Source organism: Dickeya undicola, from assembly GCF_000784735.1.
Classification (GTDB): Bacteria; Pseudomonadota; Gammaproteobacteria; order Enterobacterales; family Enterobacteriaceae; genus Dickeya; species Dickeya undicola.
Map to the genome: position 1 here is coordinate 13,985 of NZ_JSYG01000034.1, position 24,617 is coordinate 38,601.

Here is a 24,617-nt window from a genome sequence, read left to right on the forward strand (position 1 = left end):
GAATATTTACACATATAAAGTGAATTTTAATTCAACCTTCAGTGTTGAGCCACATGGAGAAGACAACGATGAACCCGTTCTACAAACGCCATTTTTTACGGCTGATGGATTTTACGCCGACTGAAATCAACGGCCTTCTGGCTCTCGCCGCCACCCTCAAAACCAACAAAAAAAACGGCACCGAGAACCGCTACCTGCAAGGTAAAAACATCGCACTCATCTTCGAAAAAGATTCGACCCGCACTCGTTGCTCTTTCGAAGTTGCTGCATACGATCAGGGCGCACAAGTCACCTACCTCGGCCCCAGCGGCAGCCAGATCGGTCATAAAGAATCAATGAAAGACACCGCCCGCGTGCTGGGCCGCATGTACGACGGTATCCAGTACCGCGGTTACGGCCAGGTGCTGGTAGAAACGCTGGCCGAGTTTTCCGGCGTGCCGGTCTGGAACGGACTGACCAACGAATTCCACCCCACCCAGTTACTGGCAGACCTGCTGACCATGCAGGAGCACCTGCCGGGTAAATCGTTGTCGGGCATGAAGTTGGCCTACGTGGGCGATACCCGCAACAATATGGGCAACAGTATGTTGGAAGCCGCCGCCATCACCGGGTTAGATCTACGACTAATCGCCCCGCAAGCCTGCTGGCCGGATGCCGGTCTGGTGGCGGAGTGTCAGGCCGCCGCAGCCAAAACCGGCGGTTCGATTACGTTAACAGAAGATGTGGCGGCCGGAGTGAACGGCGTGGACTTCATCTATACCGATGTATGGGTTTCGATGGGGGAACCGAAAGAAGTATGGCAGCAGCGTATCGACCTGCTGCGCCCATACCAGGTCAACACCGCGATGATCGCCGCAACTGGCAATCCGCAGGTGAAATTCCTCCACTGCCTGCCTGCGTTTCACGACGATCAGACCACGCTCGGCAAACAAATGGCAGAGCAGTACGGCCTGCACAATGGTATGGAAGTCACCAATGATGTGTTTGAATCTGCCCACAGCATTGTGTTCGACCAGGCGGAAAACCGTATGCACACCATCAAAGCGGTGATGGTGGCGACATTAAGCCAGAGCGTCGAGATTTAATTTAAGATGAGCCAAATCCACAGGTGATTTGGTTCAGCGGATGGGCCGGATAAACCGGCCCTATCGGCCCAGGCAACAGCGCCCGCCCCGGCTTACAGATCTTCGCCGTTCGAGCTAATTACCTGCTGATACCAGTGGAAGGATTTCTTCGGTGTCCGTTTCAACGTCCCGGTGCCGTCGTCATGCTTCTCGACGTGGATGAAACCGTAACGCTTCGCCATTTCGCCCGTGGTGAACGACACCAGATCGATGCAGCCCCACGGGGTATACCCCATCAGGTCAACGCCATCTTCCCACACCGCCGCCTTCATGGCTTCAATATGGGAACGCAGATAATCGATACGGTAGTCATCCTGACACACGCCGTGCGCATCCGGCTTATCGACGGCACCTAACCCGTTCTCCACGATAAACAACGGCACTTCATAACGCTCATACAACGTCACCAGCGCATAGCGCAGCCCGGTCGGGTCAATCTGCCAGCCCCAGTCACTGGCTTTCAGGTGCGGGTTGGCAATAGAATGCTCGGAACTGCCGTCCATACTGGCGTCAATATCGTTCTGCACATCGTGTTTCACCACGTTCGACATGTAGTAACTGAAGCCGATATAGTCCGCCTTACCTTCCTGCAGAATCCGCTCATCTTCCGGTTCCATATGAATGTGGTAGCCCTTGAGCGCCCATTCGCGTTTCGCGTAGGCCGGATAGTGACCGCGCACATGCACATCGGAAAAATAGAAACGGTCGTGCATTGAACGTGCCGCCAGCATCACGTCTTCCGGATGGCAGGAATACGGGTAGTACGGCACAAACGAGCACATGCAGCCCACTTTGATATCCGGGTTGATGTCATGCGCGGTTTTCACCACCAGCGCGCTGGCGACGAACTGATGGTGCACCGCCTGATACATCGCCTCTTCCGGTTTTTCCTTCTGCGGGAACTTCACCCCGGAACACATCCAGCCGAAAATCTCGGCCGACACATTCTTCTGGTTGTTGATCTCGTTGAAGGTCATCCAGTACTTCACTTTGTGCTGGTAACGCGCGATCACCGTGGCGGCGAAATGCACAAAGCAGTCCAGCGTTTTGCGGCTCATCCAACCGTCGTACTGCTGCACCAGATGCAGCGGCATCTCGAAATGGCTGAGGGTCAGCACTGGCTCGATACCGTGTTTGAGCAGTTCGTCGATCAGGTCATCGTAAAACTTCAGCCCGGCTTCGCACGGCTCCGTTTCGTCGCCGTTGGGGAAAATACGCGTCCAGGCGATGCTGGTGCGAAAACATTTGAAACCCATTTCCGCAAACAACGCGATATCGTCCTTATAACGATGATAAAAGTCGATTGCCTCGTGGTTCGGGTAGGACTCGCCGGGAATCACGCCGTCGGTAATGCGGCGCAGTTTACCGTGCGCACCGGCGGTCAGCACATCCACCACGCTGACGCCCTTGCCGCCTTCACTCCAGCCGCCTTCCAGCTGATGCGCCGCTACCGCGCCTCCCCATAAGAACCCTGCGGGTAATTGACTCATACTCTCCACCTCCTCTTTCAACACCGCCATACGCCGACGGTAAGGCACTCAATATTCATAGTCATATCAAACCGGTGTGCTGGTCTGGGCCGATGCCGTTCCCGCTGGGGCCGTGGCCGTTTCTTCCACCGGGTCGTCAAATCCCACCACCATCACCAACCCGATAGTCAGCACGATTGCCACACCGCAACCCGCCAACTCGCCGATAAACGACATCGGTGCGGACGGGTTGATGGCGTTGATCACCGTCAGCACGCCTGGCAAGGCGGCAAAGGCGTAATACAGCGACCCAAACAGACTGGCGACAACCGCACCGACCGCACCGCCGATGCAGCCGCAGATAAAGGGTTTCTTGTAGCGCAACGTCACCCCGTAAATAGCCGGTTCGGTGATGCCAAAGATCGCCGTTACCCCCGCTGACATCGAACGCGTTTTCAGTTCACGGTTTCGTGTTTTCAAAAAACAGCCGAAGGTAGCCGCCATCTGGGCGACTACGGCGATAGTTTGAAACGCCTGGAACGAGTCATGGCCGTTAAGATCGAAATTCGCCATAACAACGGGCGTGATGCCCCAGTGCACGCCGAAGATCACAATGATCTGCCAGACACCGCCGATAATCGCGGCCGCCAGCGCCGGGAAGGCGTTAAACAACGCGTTGTAACCCGCTGCGATCCCGGTAGCGACCCAGGTGCTGGCCGGGCCTATCAACAGCAACGTCAGCGGCACCACAATCACAAAGCAGATCAACGGGGTAAACAGCGCACTGACGATATCCGGCAGCCGCTTTTCCACCCGACGTTCTACCCATGCCAGCAGCCACACCAGAAACAATGGCGGCAGCACCGATGCGGTATACACCGTCTTCGCCAGCGGCAGCCCCAACAGCGTGATCGACTCACCGGCGGCGATTTTCCCCGCCATTGCCGTCCATTCCGGGTTGATCAGCGCGCAGCAGCACAGTACCGCGATGTAGGTGTTGCAACGAAAATGACGGGAAGCTGTCAGGGCAATAAACACCGGCAGAAAGGCAAACGGCGTCCAGGACATGAAATTGAGCACGCGGTAGGTGCCGGTGAGGGCAAAACCGTCGGAGAACTGCTGAATAACGATCAGTATGCCTTGCAGTATCCCTGCGGCCGCCAGAATATACACAATTGGCGCGAACACCGCCGACATGGTGGCGATCACTGTATCCAGTACACGCCGACGGGGCTCTTCGCCGTGCATAGCACCCTCGCCGAGCAGCGCTGCCATCTGGCTATACACTTCCGCCACATGTACACCGATGACCACCTGAAACTGACCCGCACTCTCCACCACTCCAATCACGCCAGGCAGGCTCTGAATCCGCGCTTTGGCGTTCTCAGGCGTTTGCGCCAGTATCAGACGTAGCCGGGTGGCACAACGGGAACAATCGACAATATTCGGCTGACCACCCACTTCCTGCAGAATGCTCTGCGCTAATTTCGCGTAATCTCGAATCCCTGACATGGCGCTACCTCACGTTGATATTCGGTAACCACTTCGTTGATCGACCACAACTGAAACCGGTTTCAGACTGCATGAAAGCCATTACCACTGCAACCGGTTTCATAAAACCTTCAGCCGGTTTTACGGGCGGGATCACATCCGATAGGCTGTTAACAGAAGGGATATCAGGAGAAAAAACGAGGTCGGTCAAAATACAAAAGGCGCTGCTGCGCCTTTTGTCATGAATAGCAGATTACAGCACCAGCGAGGCGTCGATCTTCACAACAGCCTTGCGCACGTGGGCCGGGGCGCCGACTGCACACAGCGGTTTGTGCACTTCACCGGGGAAGAACACCACAAAATCGCCTTTATTCAGCACAAACTGTTTTTCCTGCTCGCCAGCAGGCAGAAACGCGATGTCTTTGTCCGCCAGCCAGTCCACGTCCGGTTTGCCCGCAGGCAGATTGCTGAAGGTCATGCCTTCGGTGCCGTTCAGCACAATCTGGATGTCCAGGTATTTGGCGTGATACTCAGCGCGGCGTTTCTCAAACAGATCCGTGCTGTCGTTTGACACCAACACAAACACCTTATTGCCGTCGATATCATGCTTACCCAGCGGGGTATCGGCGTTGATATGCTGTTTTACATACTCAATCGCCTCGCGCAATTTAGCGGGCAGATAGGGAACCAGCTCCAGATGGTCGACATTACCGGTAATCATGATCGCTCCTTAAAAAAATAAACTGAAACAATGTTTTGATTCCTTATACTCCTGTCGGCAGCGGGCCGCCAGCCAGCGAGAGTAAAAAAGTGATCCGAACGATGCGTTTCTTCTTACTATGAAACAATCAACCGCAACCGATTGCCCGCCGCGAAAAGACAGCGTTTTTCTGCTTGAATTCACTTCTTCGGCGCGTATAATTCCGGACAATTTGCCGGGAGGGAACATGTCTGACGCTGCTGTTTTTGTGAGTGCCGAACCGCAACTGCCTGTTGGCGGCATGACAGCGTTTTTCCTTCCATTGCCTGACAGATTCGTAAAAAAAGCCCCTCGTTGAGGGGCTTTTTTTTGCCTGTCGCCGCCAGTCATACCGTTTGTTTACCGGGCCTAACCGAGGGGAGCATAGCCAAATGGTCAATCCGCTATATAAAAGACACATCATCTCAATCAACGATCTCAGCCGGGACGATCTGGAACTGACGCTCAAGGTGGCGGCCAGCCTGAAAGCCCATCCGCAGCCGGAACTGCTGAAGCACAAAGTGATTGCCAGCTGTTTCTTTGAAGCCTCCACCCGTACCCGCCTGTCGTTTGAAACCGCCATTCACCGGCTGGGCGCGTCGGTGGTCGGGTTTGCCGACAGCAACAACACCTCGCTCGGCAAGAAAGGCGAAACCCTGGCGGATACGATTTCAGTTATCAGCAACTATGTGGACGCCATCGTGATGCGCCACCCGCAGGAAGGCGCAGCGCGACTGGCAACTGAGTTCTCCGGCGGCGTGCCGGTGTTCAACGCCGGTGACGGTGCCAACCAGCACCCGTCCCAGACACTGCTGGACCTGTTCACCATTCAGGAAACCCAGGGCCGCCTGAACAACATCAATATCGCCATGGTCGGCGACCTGAAGTACGGCCGCACCGTCCATTCTCTGACGCAGGCGCTGGCTAAGTTCGACGGCAACCGCTTCTACTTCATCTCCCCGGACGCGCTGGCGATGCCGGATTACATCCTTAATATGCTGAAAGAAAAAGATATCCCCTACAGCCTGCACACCAGCATTGAGGAAGTCGCACCGCAACTGGACATTCTGTACATGACCCGCGTGCAGAAAGAGCGGCTGGACCCGTCGGAGTACATCAACATCAAGTCACAGTTTATCCTGCGCGCCGCCGACCTCGGCAGCGCCCGCGACAATCTGAAAGTACTGCACCCGCTGCCGCGCATCGATGAAATCACCACCGACGTGGACAACACCCCTTACGCCTACTACTTCCAGCAGGCAGGCAACGGTATTTACGCGCGCCAGGCTCTGCTGGCGCTGGTTCTGAACAGCGAACTGGTTCTGTGAGAGAGGAGCATACAGCATGACTCACGACAATAAATTACAGGTAGAAGCCATCAAACGCGGCACCGTGATCGACCATATTCCGGCGCAGGTGGGCTTCAAGTTACTGACGCTGTTCAAACTGACCGCCACTGACCAGCGCATCACCATCGGCCTGAACCTGCCGTCCAACCATCTGGGCCGCAAGGATCTGATCAAGATCGAAAACATTTTCCTGACCGATGAGCAGGCCAACCAACTGGCGATGTACGCGCCACAAGCCACCGTGAACCAGATTGATAACTACGAAGTGGTGCGCAAGTTGCAGCCACAGTTACCGTCTCACATTGAAGGCGTGTTGACCTGCCCCAACAGCAACTGCATCAGCCGCAGCGAGCCGGTCAGTTCATCGTTCAGCGTGAAACAGCGCGGCGGCGACGTGCAGTTGAAATGCAAATACTGCGAGAAAGAATTTGAACGCCAGGCGGTGCTGAACAGCCACTGATAGGCGGTTGCCGTCAGGAAAATACGGCCTATCGGATTGCGGTATTGGCCTGACGGCGGGCTTTTTGGAATAATGCGGGAGTCGCATCATTTCAGACATAATCAGGAGAAAACATGTCACGCATTATCAGTACGGAACAGGCTCCGGCCGCTATCGGTCCTTATGTTCAGGGTGTTGACCTGGGCAGCATGATCATCACCTCCGGCCAGATCCCGGTGGATCCGAAAACCGGCCTGGTGCCGGACGACGTCACCGCACAGGCGCGTCAGTCGCTGGAAAACGTGAAAGCCATCGTGGAAGCGGCCGGTCTGAAAGTGGGCAACATCGTCAAAACCACGGTGTTCGTGAAAGATCTGAACGACTTCGCCACGGTGAACGCCGCCTATGAAGCCTTCTTCACTGAGCACAACGCGCCGTTCCCGGCCCGTTCCTGCGTGGAAGTGGCTCGTCTGCCGAAAGACGTGAAAATCGAGATCGAAGCTATCGCGGTTCGCGGCTAGAGTCAGTTACCCGGCCGCGCTGCACCGCGCGCCGGGTGTTTCACGCCGGTGCACCCGCCCCCACTTCCGCACCATTTTATTTCGTTATTTTCGCTGCATCACCCCGCCATAGCGCACCGTTCGTCGTAATTTGCACCAGTGACGTGCAGTTTTCCCCTACCGTCAGCAAGAAGCGCCTCATTTACCACGCTGGCATGTTTTCTGCATTTTTCTCAGTATCTTCCATCAAGCGGAATGCAGGGGATGACAATGATAAAAATGACGCTTCCGACCGCGCCTTACTACGATGAGATGCTCAGCGCAGAAGGCGGGCAACGACAGCACTACGACGCCTACTGGCAATGGCTGCAACAGACCGACCAGCACGCTATCCGCCAGAAGAAAGAACAGGCGGAACTGCTGTTCCACCGGGTGGGGATTACCTTTAACGTGTATGGCGAAGAAGGCGGTACTGAGCGCCTGATTCCTTTTGACAGCGTACCGCGCATCATTCCGGCCCATGAATGGCGTATGCTTGACCTTGGCATCCGTCAGCGCGTCAAAGCCCTCAACGCCTTCCTCTACGATATCTACCATCAGCAACACATTCTCAACGCCGGTATCGTGCCCCGTGAACAGGTGCTCGCCAATGAGCAATACCAGCCCTGTATGCAGGGTGTTGATTTGCACAACAATATCTACGCTCACATCACCGGCATCGACATGGTGCGCAACAGCGACGGCCATTATTATGTGCTGGAAGACAACCTGCGCACGCCGTCCGGTGTGTCCTATATGCTGGAAAACCGCAAGATGATGATGCGGCTCTACCCGGACCTGTTCGCCAGCCAGCACATCGCGCCGGTGGAGCGTTACCCCAGCTACCTGTTGCAGACGCTGCGGGAAAGTACCCACGTCGACGACCCGACAGTGGTAGTGATGACGCCGGGCCGCTTCAACAGCGCCTATTTCGAGCACAGCTTCCTCGCCCAGCAAATGGGGGTGGAATTGGTGGAAAGCGCTGACCTGTTTGTCAAAGAAGGCGCGGTGTATATGCGTACCACCGAAGGCCCGTGCCGGGTGGATGTGATCTACCGCCGCATCGACGACGCCTTTCTTGACCCGCTGGCGTTCCGCGCCGATTCGATGCTCGGCGTGCCGGGGCTGCTGTCGGTATACCGCAGCGGCGGCGTGGTGCTGGCGAACGCCATCGGCACCGGCGTGGCAGACGACAAATCCATCTACCCTTACGTGCCGGAGATGATCCGCTTTTACCTGTCCGAAGAGCCGATCCTCGGCAATATTCCCACCTGGCAGTGCCGCAAGCCCGACGATCTCAGCTACGTGCTGGCTCATCTGGACAGCATGGTGGTGAAAGAAGTTCATGGCGCAGGCGGCTACGGCATGTTGGTCGGCCCCAAATCCACCCGCCAGCAAATCGAGGATTTCCGCCAGCGGCTGTTGGCTAACCCCGGCAACTATATTGCTCAGGACACGCTGGCGCTCTCCACCTGCCCAACATTCGTGGAGGAAGGGCTGGCACCACGCCACATCGACCTGCGCCCGTTCGCGCTGTACGGCGAGGAGATCCGGCTGGTGCCGGGCGGGCTAACCCGCGTAGCGCTGACCGAAGGCTCACTGGTGGTGAACTCCTCGCAAGGCGGTGGCACCAAGGACACCTGGGTGATGGAGGAGGACCAATCATGCTAAGCCGTACCGCCAGCGAACTGTACTGGATGGCCCGTTATCTGGAACGGGCAGAGAGTTTTGCCCGCGTGCTGGACGTCACCTACAAACTGTCGATGATGCCGCGTCACAATCAGCAGCAGCATGACCTGTCACTGCCGCTCAACCTGACGTTTACTCACGAGCTGTTTCAGGAGCGCTATGCTCGCTTCACCATGAACAACCTGCTGAACTTTTTTGCGCTGGACAGCCACAACCCCAGCAGCATCTACAGTTGCATCGAAATGGCGTGGAATAACGCCCACGCGGTGCGCGGCAGTTTGTCTTCCGAAGTGTGGGAATGCATCAACACCACCCGCATCGATATCCGTAATCTGCGGCAGTCCGGGGTGGACAAGATCGGCATCGACACGTTTTTCGACTGGGTGAAAGAACGCGCACACCTGTTTCGCGGTGCTATGTTCGGCACCCTGCTGCGCAACGACGCCCAGTGTTTTATCCGCATCGGCACCCTGATCGAGCGGGCGTTCGCTACCGCGCAATTACTGACAGTCAAGGACCAGCAACTCAACAACGACCCGGACCCGGTGCGTGAATACTATCGGCTCGACACCCTGCTGCGCGCGGTAAGCGCCCGCGAGGCGTACCACAGTATTTATCGCCAGCCCATCAGCCGGGAAACCGTCACCGAATTGCTGGTGCTGCGCAACGACGTACCACGTTCACTGCACGCCTGCGTGGGCGACCTGGTGCAACAGCTGGAAATGATCGGTAGCGAGCGCGCGCGCATCCCGCAGCGGCTGGCTCACCTGCTGCACGTGGAACTGCGCTTCGGCTCGATAGACGATGTACTGGCCGACGACCTGCAACATTATCTCAGTGATTTCATCATTAAAATCAACGAACTGGCTGACAGCATCCGTCATACCTATCTGGAGGCGCTATGAAACTCACCATCAATCACCTGACCCACTACCGTTACGATGAAGAAGTGAAGTTCAGCACCCAGTACCTGCGACTGACGCCGCAAAATTCCGCCCATCAGCGCATCCGCGACTGGAAACTGACGCTACCAGCCTCGGCGGTCGCCACCACCGACGCTTACGGTAACCTGATGCACGTGCTGACGCTGGACCACCCTCATCACGACATCCTGATCCACGCTCAGGGCGTGGTGGAAATTGCCGATAACGGAGAAGAACAACCCGAGGAGAGCAGCGAGTCGTTGTCGCCGTTAGTCTTTCTGCGTGGCACCGAGCTGACCGAGGCGGACGAGCCAATCCGCGAGTTTGCCCGACGCTATTACCGCGAGGCCGATCCGGTCGGCAGCCTGGAAACGCTGATGGCGGAACTGCGGCTGAAAATGCCGTATACTCCCGGCGCTACGCAGGTGCACGACACCGCAGCGGCGGCTTTTGCCAAAGGCAAAGGGGTATGTCAGGATCACACCCACGTGTTTCTGGCCTGCTGTCGCAGCCTGCGCATTCCGGCACGCTATGTCAGCGGCTATGTCTACAGCCGGGATACCGAGCACGTGGCGATGCACGCCTGGGCCGAAGCCTGGCTGAACGAACGCTGGCACAGTTTTGATATCACCAATAACACCCGACGGCTCAATCAGCACTTGCGGCTGGCGGTGGGAATGGATTATCTGGATGCCTGCCCGGTGCGCGGCAGCCGCCTCGGCGGTGGTTGTGAAGAGATGTTTTCCGAGGCTGAAGTGAGCCTGTTTGAGCGACAACAACAGGCACAGCAACAGCAATAGTGAGTCCTGTTTAACTCAAAAGGTGTTGTATGACCTACTGTGTGGCCATGCGTCTGTCTGACGGTCTGGTTTTCGCTTCCGACTCCCGCACCAACGCGGGGGTCGACCACATCGCAACCTTCAGAAAGCTCCATGTGTTCCGTCAGGAAGGCGAACGGGTGCTGGTACTTCAGTCCGCCGGTAATCTCGCCACCACCCAGAGCATCATCAGCTTGCTGAACGCCCGCATTCAGGACCAGCACACGCCGAATCTGATGCAGACCAGCACGCTGTACGACGCCGCCACACTGGTGGGCGAAACCGTGCGCGAGGTCATCCACCGCGACAGCCAGGCCCAGCAAAACGGTAGCAGCACCAATTTCGGCTGCAACCTGCTGCTGGGCGGTCAGATTGGCGATGAAACACCGCGGCTGTTCCACATCTACCCGGAAGGTAATTTTATCGAAGCCACCGTCGACACCCCCTACTTTCAGATTGGCGAAAGCAAGTACGGCAAACCGATTATCGACCGGGTGCTGACGGCGGACACCTCGCTGGAACAGGCGATGTGCTGCGCGCTGATTTCCATCGACTCTACACTGCGCAGCAACCTGTCGGTCGGCCTGCCGCTGGACGTGATGATTTATCGCACCGGCAGCTTCGATGCCAGCGAGCAGCACCGCATCACCGAAAGCGACCCTTATTTCATCGCCATCCGCAAAGCCTGGTCGGAAGGGTTGCAGAACACCTTCCGGCAGTTGCCGCCGTTTCCGGCGCAGGGATAAGGCGTGCGTTGTCGTCGAGGAGTATTCAAAGATTGCCCCTCGACCCTAAATAATTTGAGTTACAGGTGCGTTGGTTTTCCTGCAACTCACGTTATTTTTGAATCGAGGTATATTGCATTAAAAAATCAGAATGGGTAATTTTTATAAAAAGTCACTCTGGTTCTGTAAGCTTTAATCATGCACTCATTATAAGCGATAGCATAAGCTGGAGAGTCTTTGATGTTTAACAACCCTTCAGCCTGGCACTCACTGTTAATATATTTTTCCCAAAAAACTTTAGCGTCATTAGTTGATTCAATAAAATCATTATAATTAGCTAAATCTTCACGCCGAATAATTTTGATGAAACTATCATATTCATCATGGTATTTTTTATTCTCATCATGAGCTAAAGCCTCCATGCAACTCTGAATATATGCTGTCACTTTTTTATCATAACAGGATTGAATATCACTTGCCTGAGATGAAAATGATAAAGGAAGCATTAAAAGCAAAAAAATTATTTTCCTAGCCATATCCACCTACATTATATAAACGACATAAATCACATTACATATCTCTAAAGTAATCACCATACAGAGATACCCTTATGGTAGGGTAAACCCACCATCGACAAGGCTTTATAATTTTCTATGACCCAAACGACCTGTCTATCAAGTACACGTTGTTAACCTCAACGAATTCGTCATCAAAATAAGCATGAATGATATTCATATGTTTACACTGATATCCTTCGAAATCATCTTTACAAAAATGACTTTCAATAAAATCGCAGTCATTTGATTTACCTTTAAGCTTAATGTTATATAAGTAATTATCTTTAAAGAAAGAATTTAAATTATCATTATAATGAAAAACATCCCCAGCCCTGACAAGGACAACACCAAAATAATTTTCGTGCATTATCTTATCAATATCACCACGTCTCACCTTAATTGAAAAAATTTCATCAACAACCCTGCGCAACCATTTATTTTCAAAACCAGAACCAATTTTTATTGGGTTAATACTTAGAATTACAGAGCAAGCAAACTCTTTCTCACTGAGATGAAAACCCTTTAAAAAAAAGTAACAAATAGAGATAATCAATTTATCACGTATTTCAAAAATTCTTTTAAAATCCTTATGTTTTTTATCCAACCTAGGTGTCATATGCGCAATGTCATCTCTTATTTTTTTTATTTCATGAAAATCACTACTATTTAACCCAATAGCTTTTTTCGCGCTAAAATCCATACTATTCATAAATCTAACATAGCGATCTTGAAGCGTCATATTTCTGCTGCTAAATATCATCAATTTATCTTTTACTCTTAAATACTCTTCTCTGTCTCTAGTACTTTCAAAGTGTAAATCTGGATCCAGATTAGAAATAATCTCATTTAATTTATGCCTCAGCGAGTTAGGCAACTTATTATTTTTCTCATAAACTTTACTGGCAAGGTAAGCATCAAATATACTAACAAAGCCTAAAACATCGAACTCCCAATAACCGTCATATGATAGCATTCCGCTAAACCTTGGACATAGCCGTTTAAAATCAAAATCAGAATAAGCACCATTGAATATCTTAGCCCATAGACTACCATCTAACATGCTCAGATTTAGAAAAGAGCTTCCCCAATGATACCTATCACCTTTATCCACTTCTGACTTGTCAGAAAGAAAATAAAAAGGGTATTTTCTTTTCTTGCCATCACTTTCAGATACCAACCAAACATAGCTAATATCCAGACGTAAGAGCGTGAGTGTAGAAAAAAGGCTGATAATAAATTTGACCTGTCTATCTACATCAGTCATTTCAAAACAATCAACAGCATCCAACCTGATAATATGTCGTTGAATAACATTAACGGAATAACCATCGGCGTTACTTGCTTTAGAGAAAATACCCCATCTATCATAGATCCTCTTAATTTCATCATGATTTTCAATCGATACATCGAAGTTATTTATATTCTTAGAAATACAAAACGCTCCTTCACGAAAGACTAAGGAATTATTAACACCATTTATAACATGATGAAGGCTGTTTATATTCAACTCAATAGAAGTTATCTTAAAATAATCATTTAGCCCAATAGCAATATGTTCTGCATAGATCTTATCACCATATAAAGAGCACTGATTTAAGTAAAAATATTTTTCTTCGCTGTAACATAAGATAGCATCTTGAGAATTTAAAACTTCATTATCTATTTTCAAACCATCATTAAGCCTAAATAAGATTTCATTTCTATTACCAAATTCAAGCACACCATGATAGATATTACCATTCAGATCAAAATAGGCTGAAGATGAAAATTCAGAATCGAAATTAAACTCATCCATTACTCAAGAACACCATTAAATAAAATAATATTTAACTTACAATTGAAGGTAAGTAAAATATAGATTATAAGGGAAAAGACAAGCATACACTGAATTCTGTCAATAAAGTCAATGTTAGTTTACCTGCTGTGAATACCAGACAAACAGCATGTTTGCCCGGTAATAGCGGATGATACGTTTGTCTCCCAGCGTATTCGGTTATGACAAAGCAGAACTTTCCCGCGCCATCACTTCCCGCAGCCAGCCGCAGCGCATTTCCGGCACCGCCAGCAGCAGTTGCTGGGTGTAATCGTCCAGCGGCGGCGAGAGCGCTTGCGTCACCGGCCCTTGTCGGACAATACGCCCCTGGCGCAACACCGCCACGGTGTCAGCCACTTCCCGCACCACGTGTAAATCATGGGTGATGAACAGATAGGCGACGCCGGTTTCCTGCTGGATCTGGCGCAGTAGCGAGAGCACGTCGCGCGCTACCAGCGGGTCCAGCGCCGAGGTCGGTTCGTCGCAAACGATCAGCGACGGCTGCGCCGCCAGCGCGCGGGCAATACATACCCGCTGTTTTTGACCGCCGGACAGCGCGGTGGGATAACGCTGCGCCATCTCCGGCAGCAATCCGACCTGATGCAGCAGGTCGCTGATGCGTGCACGTCGTGCGGCAGCATCCAAATCGGTCAGGCACACCATCGCCCGCTCGATCTGCACGCCGATTGGTAAGCGCGGGTTGAGCGCGGTATCCGGGTGCTGGTGAATCATCTGAACAGCTTGCAGCTGGGCGCGACTGCGCTGCGCCAGCCGTGGCGGCAAGGTATCGCCATTGAGCCGAATCTCGCCACCTGCCGGGGCCAGCAGCCCGCACAGGGTACGCCCAAGCGTCGATTTGCCGGAGCCGGATTCGCCGATCACCGCCAGCGTGCGCCCGCGTTCCAGTTGCAGCGAAACGTCCTGCAATACCGGCTGTTGCTGATAACGAGCGCCGAGATGACGAATATCCACCAGCACATCGTCTACCGCAGGCAGCGGCGTTTTAGGTTCGCCACGCGCCTGTAACAGTGCACGGGTGTACTCTTCAGCCGGGTTTTCCAGCAATAACGCGGTGTCGCCGGTTTCTACCTGACGACCATGACGCAGCACCATGATGCGATGGCTGATTTGCGCCACCACCGCCAGATCGTGACTGATATACAGCGCCGCCACGCCGGTCAGGCGGATAATCTTATCGATGGCGTTGAGCACCCCGAGCTGGGTAGTGACGTCCAGCGCGGTGGTCGGCTCGTCAAAAATAATCAGGTCGGGACCGGCACACATCGCCATCGCGATCATCGCCCGCTGCAACTGCCCGCCGGACACCTGATGCGGGTAGCGCTGAAAAAAGATCTGCGGTTCCGGCAGCGACAGTTGGGTAAACAGTTCGATCGCCCGTGCGATGGCCTGCTGACGCGACAGCACGCCGTGGCGTACCGCCGTTTCAATCACCTGCTCGCCGATACGCTGCGCCGGGTTGAACGATGCGCTGGCCGACTGCGCCACATACGCGATGCGCGTGCCGCGCACCCGCCGTAACTGCCGCTCCGATAACACCGCCAGGTCACTGCTTTTATCACCGCTCTGAAACCAGATGTGCCCACTGTCGATACGCATACCGTGACGACAGTGGCCGAGAATCGCCTGACCGATGGTGGATTTGCCCGCGCCGGACTCGCCAATCAGCCCCAGTACTTCGCCTTTATTGAGGGTAAAGCTGATGTCCTGCACCAGCGCCCGTCCGCCCGCCGTGACACGCAGTTGTTCAACCCGCAGCAACTCACTCATGACGGCCTCCGCGCCAGTTACGCCCATCGCGGCCGAGCAGCCAGTCGGCCACCACATTAAGCGACACCGCCAGCAGGGCGATAGCCGCCCCCGGCACCAGCGCTGCCCACACACCAAACAGAATGCCGTCTTTGTTGTCACGCGCCAGCCCGCCCCAGTCGGCGGTTGGCGGCTGAATGCCCAGCCCCAGAAACGACAGCGCCGACAGGAATAGCAGAATGAAGATGAAGCGCAGCGCGAATTCCGCCACCAGCGTGTTACGTGCGTTCGGCAAAATTTCACGCCACAGAATCCAGCCCATCGACTCGCCACGCAGGCGCGCCGCTTCGATAAACTCCTGCGTGGCGATATCCACCGCCAGCGCGCGCGAAACACGCAGCACACGGGTGGCCTCCAGCACGCCCAGCACCAGAATGATGATTAGCGTGCTTTTCGGCAGCATCGCCAATACCACCAGCGCCAGAATCAGCGTCGGGATCGCCATCAGCACGTCGTTAACGCGGGAAATCAGTTGGTCAACCCAACCGCCGCACACCCCAGCCAGAAACCCCAGCCCGGTGCCCAGCACAAACGCCAATGCGGCAGCCAGCGCGGTCACCGCCAGCGAGGTGCGGGTGCCCCAAATCAAGCGGGAGAACAGATCGCGCCCGATATTGTCGGTGCCGAGCCAGGCCTGCGGCATCGGCCCCAGCCAGGCACCGCCGACCACCTTGTCGGCCGGGTAAGGCGCAATCCAGGGCGCAAACAGCGCGACCCCAATAAACAGGCCCAGCCCCAACAGGCCGAACACCACGGAAGGTTTCACAGCAGGCATGTACAGATTATCCATTCGGTTGACGGCATTACCGCCGGGCATGACGCAAACGCGGGTTCGCCATCAGCGATACCACGTCCGCCAGCAGATTAAGCAGGATGTAAATCGTCGCCAGCACCAGCGCACAGCCCTGAATCACCGGCATGTCGCGCTTGCTGATGCTGTCGACCATGTACTGCCCCAGCCCTGGGTAAACAAACACGCTTTCGACGATCACCACCCCTACCATCAGATACGCCAGGTTGAGCACGATAACGTTGATGATCGGCCCCCAGGCGTTGGGCAGCACATGGCGCAACAGAATAGCAGAAGGCGACATCCCTTTTAGCAACGCCGTGTCGACATAGGCCGCGTTTTGCGCGCCGATTAGCGCCGCTCGGGTCATGTTGCTCATGTGCCCCAGCACCGCCAGCACCAGCGTCAGACACGGCAGCGCGATGGCGGTCAGATGCGCGCCGAGTGGCATCCCCTCGCTCACATTACTGTTGCTCGGCAGCCAGAACAGGGTGATGGAAAAAATCAGAATCAGCAGGTAGCCGGAGAAAAACTCCGGCAGCGCCACCGCGACGCGGGTAAACAGGTTCAGCAGCTTGTCCAGCCAGCTGCCCTGATAACGCACCGACAGAAAGCCAATCAGCAGCGCCAGCGGCACCGCAATCACCGCCGTGCACCCGGCCAGAAACAGCGTGTTTTCCAGCCGGTAGGCCAGCACCGGCGCAATGCTCTGACGGCTGGTGAAGCTGTGGCCGAAATCGCCGCCCAGCACGCCCCACAACCAACCGAGATAGCGGGACACCGCCGGTTGATCCAACCCCAGTTGAGCATTCAGCGCCCGCACCGCTTCTGGCGTTGCCGTCTGCCCCAGAATGGCGGTGGCGGCGTTGCCCGGCAACAGTTGGATACCGGCGAAAATCAGCACCGATACCACCGCAACCATCGCCACGCCCGCCAGCAGACGCCGCAGAATCAGCGTCAGCAGCGGGTAGCGTTCAGTCCATCGGTAAAGATCGGTCCATCGGTGAAGAATCGTCACGTTACCCGCCTTAAGCCAGCCACACTTTTTCTGCCGCGCGGTTACCACTGAGTGGGAAGCCCGGAATGGCGCTCAGCCCTTTCACCTTGTTGCTGCACGCATCGAGCGCGTCGGCGTACAGCGGGATGATTTCGCTGCCCTTGTCCACCAGCATCACCTGGATGTCGTGATAGATCTGACGACGTTTTTCTTCGTTCACTTCACCACGTGCCGCCTGCACCAGTTGGTCGAACCCGGCGTCTTTCCAGGCCGACTCGTTCCACGGTGCCTGGCTGGTGAACACCAGCGACAGCAGTGCATCGGCGGTCGGGCGTACCGACCAGTTGGAGGAGACAAACGGTTTTTTCATCCACACATTGTCCCAGAAAGCGTCATCCGGCACGCGCTCCACATTCAGCGCAATACCGGCTTTCTGCGCTGATGCCTGATACAGCTGACCGGCGTCTACCGCGCCGGGGAAACCGGCATCAGCGACCGACAGCGTCAACGGGCCGCTGAAACCGGCTTTCTGCCAGTGCCATTTGGCTTTTTCCGGGTCAAACGGACGCTGGGGAATGTCTTTGGCGAAATAACGGTTAGACGGAAAAATCGGGTTGTCGTTGGCTACGCTGGCGTAGCCGCCCAGCACGGTGTCGATGATCTGTTGGCGATCGATGGCGTATTTCAACGCCAGTCGGCCGTCCTCGCTGTTGAACGGTGCCACATTGCCAAGACCGGGGAACGTGAAAATCTGGCTGTCGCGCGAGCGCAGCAGTTGCAGGGTCGGCATATTCTGGATACGGCCGACGATGCGCGGGTTAACACGGTTAATGATGTGCGCCGAGCCACTCACCAGCGCCGCCACACGGGCGGTAGAGTCGTTCATCGCCAGCGTTTCTACCGAGTCAACGTGACCGCGTTCGCTGTTCCAGTGATTCGGGTTACGTTTCACCAGCGTGCGCACGCCCGGCTGGAAACTCTCCAGAATAAAGGCACCGGTGCCGATGCCTTTATCGAAGTTCTCGTTTTCCGGGGTAATAGCAAAGTGCACGTCACTCAGCAACGCGACAAACTCCACGTTCGGTTCGTTCAGGCGGATAGTGACTTCATGGCTGCCGGTGGCGTCCATCGCTACCACTGGGTCCAGATAGCCTTTCACCGACGAGCTGGATTTTTCACCGCGGTGGTGATTGAGCGAGTAGATCACGTCTTTGGCACTGAGTGTGCGGCCATCATGGAACTGCACGCCTTTGCGGATGTGCAACACCCAAGTACGGCCGCCGTCTTTGCTGTCCCAGGAGTCGGCCAGCGATGGCACCAGCTCGCCTTTTTCGTCCAGCTCCAGCAGATTGTTGAACAGTTGGGAACCCACGAAGTACATATAGGTTTCGAACCAGAACGCCGGGTCGAGGCGGTCGGTGCTGGAGGCGTTATCCACCCCGACAATCAGGTGACCGCCCTTTTTTGGCTGTTCACCGGCTTGTGCTCCCCAGGCGGCACTCAACGGCCAGCTGCTAGCGGCTGCGGCGACAGACAAGGCGCAGGCGCTCTTGATAAAATGACGACGATTCATGTTGTGTTCCCTTCGTGAGTGCTTACCCGTTACGGATAGTTATTATCCCCGTCATACTTCAAGTTGCAGGTGCGTTGGCTTTCCTGTAGCTCGAATTATTTAGGGGATATATCGTTATATTTTTCGCCGCCATCAGGACTGACGGTGGAATGCCTGCGCCAGACGGGCGATGTGCTCCGGGCCGATGCCGCAGCAGCCGCCGACCAGCGACGCCCCCTGCGCCACCCACTCCTGCGCCCATTGCAGATAGCCTTCCGGGTGGGTGTCGGTACGTAAACGGCTCAGCCCTTCGTTAGCACCACGCTGGTTATCTTCCGGCTCGAAAGCGTTGGCGTACACACCCACGCCGATCTTCGCGGACTGCGCTTGCAGCACCGCGCTGGCTTGTGCCACCGCCGGTGCCATCACTTCCGGTCGGCTACAGTTAAACAGCACATGGGTAGCATTCAAACGGGCAGCCGCTTGCGCCGCAGCCGCCACGGTTTCGCCGGAACGCAGCCGGGCGTGACCGTCGGCATCCCGTTCATCCTGTAAGGTAAACGACAGCCACAGTTCACGTGGGTCGTTCGCCAGCAGCTCGCGCACCAGCGTCACTTCCGCCAGCGAGCTCTGGGTTTCTGCCAGCCACACATCCACATAGGGATTCAGGGCATCGATAAGCGTTTTCAGAATCGGCGTCGCTGCGGCGACATCGAACAGATCCGGACGATACGAACCCAGCACCGGCGGCAGTGAACCCGCAACGCGCACCGGGTGAGCGGCTGCGTCCGCCGCCTGACGGGCCAGTTGCCCGGCCAGCACCGCCAGCGCATGACCGCGCTCATTGAACACCGCGTCGCTGATATGGAAAGGCACCACGGCGTAGCTGTTGGTGGTAATCACCTGCGCACCGGCAGCAATAAAGCTGTCGTGTACCTGGCGTACATGCTGTGGCGATTCCATCAGCGCCAACGCCGACCACTCCGGCTGACGAAAAGGTGCGCCGATGCGTGCCAGTTCACGCCCCATTCCCCCGTCCAGAATCAGAACGTTGTCTGCCATCGTCTTTCCTTATTGCGTAAAAAATTTTCCCGCCACCATACAAAAACCCTATATGGATGTCTAGATGCCTTGATAGCCAAAAAGCACAGACTGCCGTCAGACCAGTGATAGCGGGGCTGCATCGCCCTCGCTTATTTTTGGTCATTATTTACACAAGATTGATTTATCTACGATGCTGAAATTTCCTTGAGCCAGGTCAATTCTGGCGCAATAAAACCGGGTCACCCTCCAGGCGAATTCAATATATAGTGTCTATCCTTTTACAAGAACCTACATATTGTGTTTATCCACAAGAACATCCACAGCCTCCGCACCCGTTGTCAGCCGCGGCTTCCGCCTGTGGATAACATCAACAAAGGAAGAACACCGAGGAACAACATGAAACCAGTAGTGATTAAACGGGACGGCTGTCAGGTATCTTTTGACGAAAACCGAATCAATGACGCAGTCATCAAAGCGGCCAAAGCCGCAGGCGTTGATGATGCGGACTACTGTGCCACCGTCGCCGGTGCCGTCGCTCAGCAGGTGCAGGGAAAAGCGCGCGTTGATATTCGCGAGATTCAGAATCTGGTGGAAAACCTGCTGATGTCTGGCAAATATAAACAGCTGGCGCGTACCTATATCGAATACCGCCACGATCGTGATGTGGCTCGTGAGCGTCAGGGCCGGTTGAATCAGGAAATTCGCGGACTGGTAGAACAAAGTAATGTCGCCCTGCTCAACGAAAACGCCAACAAAGACAGCAAGGTTATCCCTACCCAGCGCGACCTACTGGCGGGGATTGTCGCCAAACATTACGCCAAACAGCACATCCTGCCGCGCGATGTAGTGCTGGCCCACGAACGCGGCGAGATCCATTACCACGACCTCGACTACTCGCCGTTTTTCCCGATGTTCAACTGTATGTTGATCGACCTCAACGGGATGCTGACGCAGGGTTTCAAGATGGGAAACGCGGAAATCGAACCGCCCAAATCCATCTCCACCGCTACAGCGGTCACCGCGCAGATCATCGCGCAGGTCGCCAGCCATATTTACGGCGGCACCACCATCAACCGTATCGATGAAATTCTGGCACCGTTCGTCACCGCCAGCCACGAAAAGCACTGTGCGGTGGCACGTGAATGGCAAATCCCAGACGCCGAAGGCTACGCTCTCAGCCGCACCGAGAAAGAGTGCTACGACGCGTTCCAGTCGCTGGAGTACGAAGTCAACACCCTGCACACCGCCAACGGCCAGACACCGTTCGTCACCTTTGGTTTTGGGCTTGGCACCAGTTGGCAGTCACGGCTGATTCAGCAGTCTATCCTGCGCAACCGTATCGCCGGGCTTGGCAAAAACCACAAGACGGCGGTGTTCCCGAAACTGGTGTTCGCCATCCGTGACGGTGTTAACCACAAGCCGGGCGATGCGAATTACGACATCAAGCAGTTGGCTCTGGAGTGTGCCAGCAAGCGCATGTACCCGGATATTCTCAATTACGACCAGGTGGTGGACGTCACCGGTTCGTTCAAAACACCGATGGGCTGCCGCAGCTTCCTGGGGATATACGAAGAAAACGGCGAGCAAATCCACGACGGGCGCAACAACCTGGGCGTCATCAGCCTGAACCTGCCGCGTATCGGGCTGGAAGCCCACGGCGACGAAGCGCGTTTCTGGCAACTGTTGGACCAGCGACTGCTGCTGGCGAAAAAGGCACTGATGACGCGTATCGCGCGGCTGGAGAATGTAAAAGCGCGTGTAGCGCCTATACTTTATATGGAAGGGGCCTGCGGAGTGCGTCTGAAGGCGGACGACAATATTGCCGAGATTTTCAAGAACGGCCGCGCGTCGATTTCACTGGGTTACATCGGTATCCACGAAACCATCAATGCGCTATTCGGTAATCAGGTTCACGTGTTTGATGATGAAACCCTGCGGCAGAAAGCGGTGGCGATTGTCGCTCGTTTAAAAGCCGCAACAGAGAGCTGGAAAGAAGAAACCGGTTATGGTTTCAGCCTGTACAGTACGCCAAGCGAAAACCTGTGCGACCGTTTCTGCCGCCTGGATACCGCTGAATTCGGCGTGGTCGTCGGCGTGACTGAAAAAGGCTACTACACCAACAGCTTCCATCTCGACGTGGAGAAAAAGGTTAATCCGTACCAAAAGATTGATTTTGAGGCTCCTTATCCGCCGCTGGCGAATGGCGGTTTTATCTGTTACGGCGAGTACCCTAACTTGCAGCACAATCTCAGGGCGCTGGAAGACGTATGGGACTATAGCTACACCCGAGTCCCCTATTACGGCACCAACACACCGATCGACGAATGCTACGAGTGCGGCTTTACCGGCGAGTTTGACTGCACCAGCAAGGGCTTTACCTGCCCGCAGTGCGGTAACCACGACTCCTCGCGTGTTTCGGTAACGCGGCGGGTGTGCGGCTACCTGGGCAGCCCGGATGCACGTCCGTTCAACGCCGGTAAACAAGAAGAGGTCAAACGCCGGGTAAAACACCTTTCCAGCGGGCAACTGGGCTGACAGTCTGCGCCGCGTGCCCACCGGGCGCGCGGCCTCCAGTACGACTGCGGCGTTAGTTAGGCTGATGCCGCCCGACGGGCGGCCTTTTGGACGGTCATCACTATGAACTACCATCAATACTACCCGGTGGATGTGGTCAACGGTCCGGGAACACGCTGTACGCTGTTTGTAGCAGGCTGTGAGCACCAATGCCCCGGCTGCTATAACCAGAGTACCTGGCGAGTGAACTCTGGGCACCCTTTCACGCAGGAAATGGAAGATCGCATCATCGCCGATCTGCAAAACACCGACATACCATTGCAGGGGTTATCGCTGTCGGGCGGCGACCCGCTGCATCCGGAGAATCTGCCCACCATTCTGCGGCTGGTGAAGCGGGTGCATGACGAATGTCCCGATAAAAATATCTGGATGTGGACCGGTTATCGGCTGGATGAACTGACAGCAGAACAGCGCGACGTTGTCGATTTGATCAACGTGCTGGTGGACGGCCGTTTCGTGCAGGAACAACGGGATTTGACGCTGGTATGGCGTGGCAGCCGCAATCAGGTGATTCACCATCTGCGCTGAGCCAGCACAGGAATAAACAGACCGCGTGGTGCAGACGTCGCACCACGCGGATTCTGTTATATGGAAACCGACGTCGATTACATCGGTTCTGCTACCGTATCACGACGCCAAAGGTGCTTTTTCCCAAACCCCAGCGCGTTATCGGTCATCTTCATTTCGTTGAGCGACAGCTTCCAGACTGGCGCACCGCTGCTGCGGGCTATCGGAAAGCGCACGTTATAGCGACTGCGCGCCTGTACTTCTTCATCGCCGGTCAACCGGCTGATCTCCCCCAGAAACTGCACGCCTTTAATCAGCAACACGCTCTTCGGCTGACCATTAACCGTGCCTGCCACCTGCGAGCACCGCCGCATGATCTCGCCATGTCGCGTGTCCGGCTCCGTCATCAGGTAGAAGGCTATCTGTTCATCATCAAACACATAAAAGCAGTTAGCGCACCATAAATCGTCATCGTCGCTGACACACAGCGTCAGTACGTGCAATTTCTTCAAATAGCGGGAAATGACTCCCAGGGTATTACCTGCTTCCACGGCCCCTCTCCCGGTAAAACGTCGTTAATCCTTGCCTGACCGGATAGCATCAGTCCCTGTTATCACGAACTGCACATAATGCCACTTCTCGGGCAAAAGATAGACCTGTTACGCCGGTATTTTGTCCGAAATTGATAGAAAAAACGGATAACATCTTCACAGAAAGGGAAATTTTGGTGACGTTGGCGGTGGGTATCACCCCCCTGCCGTAAACCGGCAACAATACAGTATTCCTCATTGATGCCTTCTGCTATGAACTCCTTCGTCTCCCCGCCGATAACACACTGGCATGACAACGGGGAACCTATGAAACCTATGTGCGTTCTCAATTCGGCTACATATACCCCCAAAACATTCACGTTGCAGGACAAAACATTCACGTTGTGAACAACGTGGCCGATTACGGCCCGTAACATCCTGTGTGTAAGCCGCCTCCGGCATAGCGTGCTCGCAGGCAAAACCAAAATATACTGTTCAAATGGATGGGATAATGAAAAAAATAGTGTTCTCGGCATTGCTGGCAAGTGGATTACTCTGCGGAATGAGTGTTCGCGCTGACATGAATACCTTTTCTGTTGGGTACGCACAAAGCAAGATTCAGGATCTAAAACGCCTGGGTGGCGTGAACATACAATACCGTTATGAATGGGACTCCGCGCTCAGCCTGATAGGCTCCTTTTCTTACCTCAGCGGCGATGCCGACGCTTCAAGCCCGATTGAGAACGATGTCATCCGTAACCACGCCGACAGCAAGTATTATTCCTTCCTGATTGGTCCTGCTTACCGCATCACACCGATGATCAGTGCCTATGCACTGCTCGGCGCGGCTCACGTGAAAACTGATGTGTCTTCTGAATGGTTCAACTTCGAAAACAGCAGAGGGCTGGTCAGCCAGGGCACACAAAAGCGCACATTCACCTCCAATGCTTTCGCTTACGGTGCCGGGATTATCATCAATCCAATCAATAACCTGTCCGTCAATCTGGGTTACGAAGGAACACAGGCTGACATCAACGGTGATCACGCGATAAACGGCTTTACTATCGGCATGGGTTATAGATTCTGATTCTAAAACAGAGGGTTATCCCCGCTGGCGCGGG

The 24,617-nt window shown here is 54.8% G+C and carries 23 protein-coding genes; 11 read left to right on the forward strand and 12 right to left on the reverse strand.

What is annotated here, in order from left to right; translation table 11 throughout:
- The first annotated feature begins 68 nt into the window (after window positions 1-68).
- Entirely contained in the window at window positions 69-1,085 is a 1,017-nt protein-coding gene (gene argF / locus OB87_RS15855) for an ornithine carbamoyltransferase (protein ID WP_033570387.1), read from the forward strand.
- Window positions 1,086-1,177: 92 nt separating this feature from the next.
- On the opposite strand, the gene OB87_RS15860 is transcribed toward argF, so the two are convergent.
- The 4 genes from OB87_RS15860 to OB87_RS20745 all read right to left on the reverse strand — a co-directional run bounded on the left by OB87_RS15860 (window position 1,178) and on the right by OB87_RS20745 (window position 5,174).
- Window positions 1,178-2,614, reverse strand: a complete 1,437-nt coding sequence (locus tag OB87_RS15860; RefSeq protein ID WP_033570388.1) for a 6-phospho-beta-glucosidase — start codon at window positions 2,612-2,614, stop codon at window positions 1,178-1,180.
- A gap of 66 nt (window positions 2,615-2,680) precedes the next feature.
- The gene (locus tag OB87_RS15865; RefSeq protein ID WP_033570389.1) at window positions 2,681-4,105 is read right to left on the reverse strand and encodes a PTS transporter subunit EIIC; all 1,425 of its coding nucleotides are present in this window, start codon (window positions 4,103-4,105) and stop codon (window positions 2,681-2,683) included.
- A 232-nt stretch (window positions 4,106-4,337) separates the two neighbouring features.
- Window positions 4,338-4,805, reverse strand: a complete 468-nt coding sequence (locus tag OB87_RS15870) for a YhcH/YjgK/YiaL family protein (protein ID WP_033570390.1) — start codon at window positions 4,803-4,805, stop codon at window positions 4,338-4,340.
- 9 nt (window positions 4,806-4,814) lie between these two features.
- Window positions 4,815-5,174, reverse strand: a complete 360-nt coding sequence (locus OB87_RS20745; protein WP_152605904.1) for a hypothetical protein — start codon at window positions 5,172-5,174, stop codon at window positions 4,815-4,817.
- A gap of 41 nt (window positions 5,175-5,215) precedes the next feature.
- Between OB87_RS20745 and pyrB the strand changes: the two genes are divergently transcribed.
- The 7 genes from pyrB to OB87_RS15905 all read left to right on the forward strand — a co-directional run bounded on the left by pyrB (window position 5,216) and on the right by OB87_RS15905 (window position 11,326).
- Complete coding sequence (gene pyrB, locus OB87_RS15875) at window positions 5,216-6,151, forward strand: aspartate carbamoyltransferase (RefSeq protein ID WP_033570391.1); 936 nt, start codon at window positions 5,216-5,218, stop codon at window positions 6,149-6,151.
- Between the two features lie 16 nt (window positions 6,152-6,167).
- Complete coding sequence (gene pyrI, locus OB87_RS15880; RefSeq protein ID WP_033570392.1) at window positions 6,168-6,632, forward strand: aspartate carbamoyltransferase regulatory subunit; 465 nt, start codon at window positions 6,168-6,170, stop codon at window positions 6,630-6,632.
- Window positions 6,633-6,745: 113 nt separating this feature from the next.
- The gene (gene ridA, locus OB87_RS15885) at window positions 6,746-7,132 is read left to right on the forward strand and encodes a 2-iminobutanoate/2-iminopropanoate deaminase (protein ID WP_033570393.1); all 387 of its coding nucleotides are present in this window, start codon (window positions 6,746-6,748) and stop codon (window positions 7,130-7,132) included.
- Window positions 7,133-7,381: 249 nt separating this feature from the next.
- A complete protein-coding gene (locus tag OB87_RS15890; protein ID WP_033570394.1) occupies window positions 7,382-8,821 on the forward strand; it encodes a circularly permuted type 2 ATP-grasp protein in 1,440 nt (479 codons plus the stop codon).
- Entirely contained in the window at window positions 8,815-9,744 is a 930-nt protein-coding gene (locus OB87_RS15895) for an alpha-E domain-containing protein (RefSeq protein WP_033570395.1), read from the forward strand. The genes OB87_RS15890 and OB87_RS15895 overlap by 7 nt, the downstream gene beginning before the upstream one ends.
- Window positions 9,741-10,562: a transglutaminase family protein gene (locus OB87_RS15900; RefSeq protein ID WP_033570396.1), complete on the forward strand. Its 822-nt coding sequence runs from the start codon at window positions 9,741-9,743 to the stop codon at window positions 10,560-10,562. Before OB87_RS15895 ends, OB87_RS15900 begins: the two co-directional genes overlap by 4 nt.
- Window positions 10,563-10,591: 29 nt before the next feature.
- Window positions 10,592-11,326: a proteasome-type protease gene (locus OB87_RS15905; protein ID WP_033570397.1), complete on the forward strand. Its 735-nt coding sequence runs from the start codon at window positions 10,592-10,594 to the stop codon at window positions 11,324-11,326.
- Between the two features lie 125 nt (window positions 11,327-11,451).
- Here the strand turns inward: OB87_RS15905 and OB87_RS15910 are convergent, their stop codons facing one another.
- From OB87_RS15910 to OB87_RS15940, 7 genes are all read right to left on the reverse strand, one after another.
- Window positions 11,452-11,841: a lysozyme inhibitor LprI family protein gene (locus tag OB87_RS15910; RefSeq protein ID WP_235425290.1), complete on the reverse strand. Its 390-nt coding sequence runs from the start codon at window positions 11,839-11,841 to the stop codon at window positions 11,452-11,454.
- A 115-nt stretch (window positions 11,842-11,956) separates the two neighbouring features.
- A complete protein-coding gene (locus OB87_RS15915; protein WP_033570398.1) occupies window positions 11,957-13,657 on the reverse strand; it encodes a HEPN domain-containing protein in 1,701 nt (566 codons plus the stop codon).
- A gap of 198 nt (window positions 13,658-13,855) precedes the next feature.
- A complete protein-coding gene (locus OB87_RS15920) occupies window positions 13,856-15,463 on the reverse strand; it encodes an ABC transporter ATP-binding protein (RefSeq protein WP_033570399.1) in 1,608 nt (535 codons plus the stop codon).
- Window positions 15,456-16,277, reverse strand: a complete 822-nt coding sequence (locus tag OB87_RS15925; protein WP_033570495.1) for an ABC transporter permease — start codon at window positions 16,275-16,277, stop codon at window positions 15,456-15,458. The genes OB87_RS15920 and OB87_RS15925 overlap by 8 nt, the downstream gene beginning before the upstream one ends.
- Before the next feature lie 28 nt (window positions 16,278-16,305).
- Window positions 16,306-17,304 (reverse strand): ABC transporter permease, encoded by a 999-nt coding sequence (locus OB87_RS15930; RefSeq protein WP_050515741.1) that lies wholly within the window; start codon window positions 17,302-17,304, stop codon window positions 16,306-16,308.
- Between the two features lie 16 nt (window positions 17,305-17,320).
- Window positions 17,321-18,862 (reverse strand): ABC transporter substrate-binding protein, encoded by a 1,542-nt coding sequence (locus tag OB87_RS15935; protein ID WP_033570401.1) that lies wholly within the window; start codon window positions 18,860-18,862, stop codon window positions 17,321-17,323.
- A 132-nt stretch (window positions 18,863-18,994) separates the two neighbouring features.
- Complete coding sequence (locus OB87_RS15940) at window positions 18,995-19,903, reverse strand: homocysteine S-methyltransferase family protein (protein ID WP_033570402.1); 909 nt, start codon at window positions 19,901-19,903, stop codon at window positions 18,995-18,997.
- A 378-nt stretch (window positions 19,904-20,281) separates the two neighbouring features.
- On the opposite strand from OB87_RS15940, the gene nrdD reads away from it, so the two are divergent.
- Complete coding sequence (nrdD, locus tag OB87_RS15945) at window positions 20,282-22,420, forward strand: anaerobic ribonucleoside-triphosphate reductase (protein ID WP_033570403.1); 2,139 nt, start codon at window positions 20,282-20,284, stop codon at window positions 22,418-22,420.
- Between the two features lie 102 nt (window positions 22,421-22,522).
- On the forward strand, window positions 22,523-22,987 hold the full coding sequence (nrdG, locus tag OB87_RS15950) for an anaerobic ribonucleoside-triphosphate reductase-activating protein (RefSeq protein WP_033570404.1): 465 nt from the start codon (window positions 22,523-22,525) through the stop codon (window positions 22,985-22,987).
- 77 nt (window positions 22,988-23,064) lie between these two features.
- On the opposite strand, the gene OB87_RS15955 is transcribed toward nrdG, so the two are convergent.
- The gene (locus tag OB87_RS15955) at window positions 23,065-23,517 is read right to left on the reverse strand and encodes a YhbP family protein (RefSeq protein ID WP_033570405.1); all 453 of its coding nucleotides are present in this window, start codon (window positions 23,515-23,517) and stop codon (window positions 23,065-23,067) included.
- Between the two features lie 490 nt (window positions 23,518-24,007).
- Here OB87_RS15955 and OB87_RS15960 point away from each other — a divergent pair, with 490 nt between their 5' ends.
- Window positions 24,008-24,583 carry an Ail/Lom family outer membrane beta-barrel protein gene (locus OB87_RS15960; protein ID WP_033570406.1) on the forward strand — a complete coding sequence of 192 codons (576 nt, stop codon included), beginning with the start codon at window positions 24,008-24,010 and terminating at the stop codon, window positions 24,581-24,583.
- Window positions 24,584-24,617: the final 34 nt, after the last annotated feature.

Coding starts and splice junctions, on each gene's coding strand:
- argF (WP_033570387.1), top strand. CDS start 69: ATGAACCCGTTCTACAAACGCCATTTTTTACGGCTGATGGATTTTACG.
- OB87_RS15860 (WP_033570388.1), bottom strand. CDS start 2,614: ATGAGTCAATTACCCGCAGGGTTCTTATGGGGAGGCGCGGTAGCGGCG.
- OB87_RS15865 (WP_033570389.1), bottom strand. CDS start 4,105: ATGTCAGGGATTCGAGATTACGCGAAATTAGCGCAGAGCATTCTGCAG.
- OB87_RS15870 (WP_033570390.1), bottom strand. CDS start 4,805: ATGATTACCGGTAATGTCGACCATCTGGAGCTGGTTCCCTATCTGCCC.
- OB87_RS20745 (WP_152605904.1), bottom strand. CDS start 5,174: ATGACTGGCGGCGACAGGCAAAAAAAAGCCCCTCAACGAGGGGCTTTT.
- pyrB (WP_033570391.1), top strand. CDS start 5,216: ATGGTCAATCCGCTATATAAAAGACACATCATCTCAATCAACGATCTC.
- pyrI (WP_033570392.1), top strand. CDS start 6,168: ATGACTCACGACAATAAATTACAGGTAGAAGCCATCAAACGCGGCACC.
- ridA (WP_033570393.1), top strand. CDS start 6,746: ATGTCACGCATTATCAGTACGGAACAGGCTCCGGCCGCTATCGGTCCT.
- OB87_RS15890 (WP_033570394.1), top strand. CDS start 7,382: ATGATAAAAATGACGCTTCCGACCGCGCCTTACTACGATGAGATGCTC.
- OB87_RS15895 (WP_033570395.1), top strand. CDS start 8,815: ATGCTAAGCCGTACCGCCAGCGAACTGTACTGGATGGCCCGTTATCTG.
- OB87_RS15900 (WP_033570396.1), top strand. CDS start 9,741: ATGAAACTCACCATCAATCACCTGACCCACTACCGTTACGATGAAGAA.
- OB87_RS15905 (WP_033570397.1), top strand. CDS start 10,592: ATGACCTACTGTGTGGCCATGCGTCTGTCTGACGGTCTGGTTTTCGCT.
- OB87_RS15910 (WP_235425290.1), bottom strand. CDS start 11,841: ATGGCTAGGAAAATAATTTTTTTGCTTTTAATGCTTCCTTTATCATTT.
- OB87_RS15915 (WP_033570398.1), bottom strand. CDS start 13,657: ATGGATGAGTTTAATTTCGATTCTGAATTTTCATCTTCAGCCTATTTT.
- OB87_RS15920 (WP_033570399.1), bottom strand. CDS start 15,463: ATGAGTGAGTTGCTGCGGGTTGAACAACTGCGTGTCACGGCGGGCGGA.
- OB87_RS15925 (WP_033570495.1), bottom strand. CDS start 16,277: ATGCCTGCTGTGAAACCTTCCGTGGTGTTCGGCCTGTTGGGGCTGGGC.
- OB87_RS15935 (WP_033570401.1), bottom strand. CDS start 18,862: ATGAATCGTCGTCATTTTATCAAGAGCGCCTGCGCCTTGTCTGTCGCC.
- OB87_RS15940 (WP_033570402.1), bottom strand. CDS start 19,903: ATGGCAGACAACGTTCTGATTCTGGACGGGGGAATGGGGCGTGAACTG.
- nrdD (WP_033570403.1), top strand. CDS start 20,282: ATGAAACCAGTAGTGATTAAACGGGACGGCTGTCAGGTATCTTTTGAC.
- nrdG (WP_033570404.1), top strand. CDS start 22,523: ATGAACTACCATCAATACTACCCGGTGGATGTGGTCAACGGTCCGGGA.
- OB87_RS15960 (WP_033570406.1), top strand. CDS start 24,008: ATGAAAAAAATAGTGTTCTCGGCATTGCTGGCAAGTGGATTACTCTGC.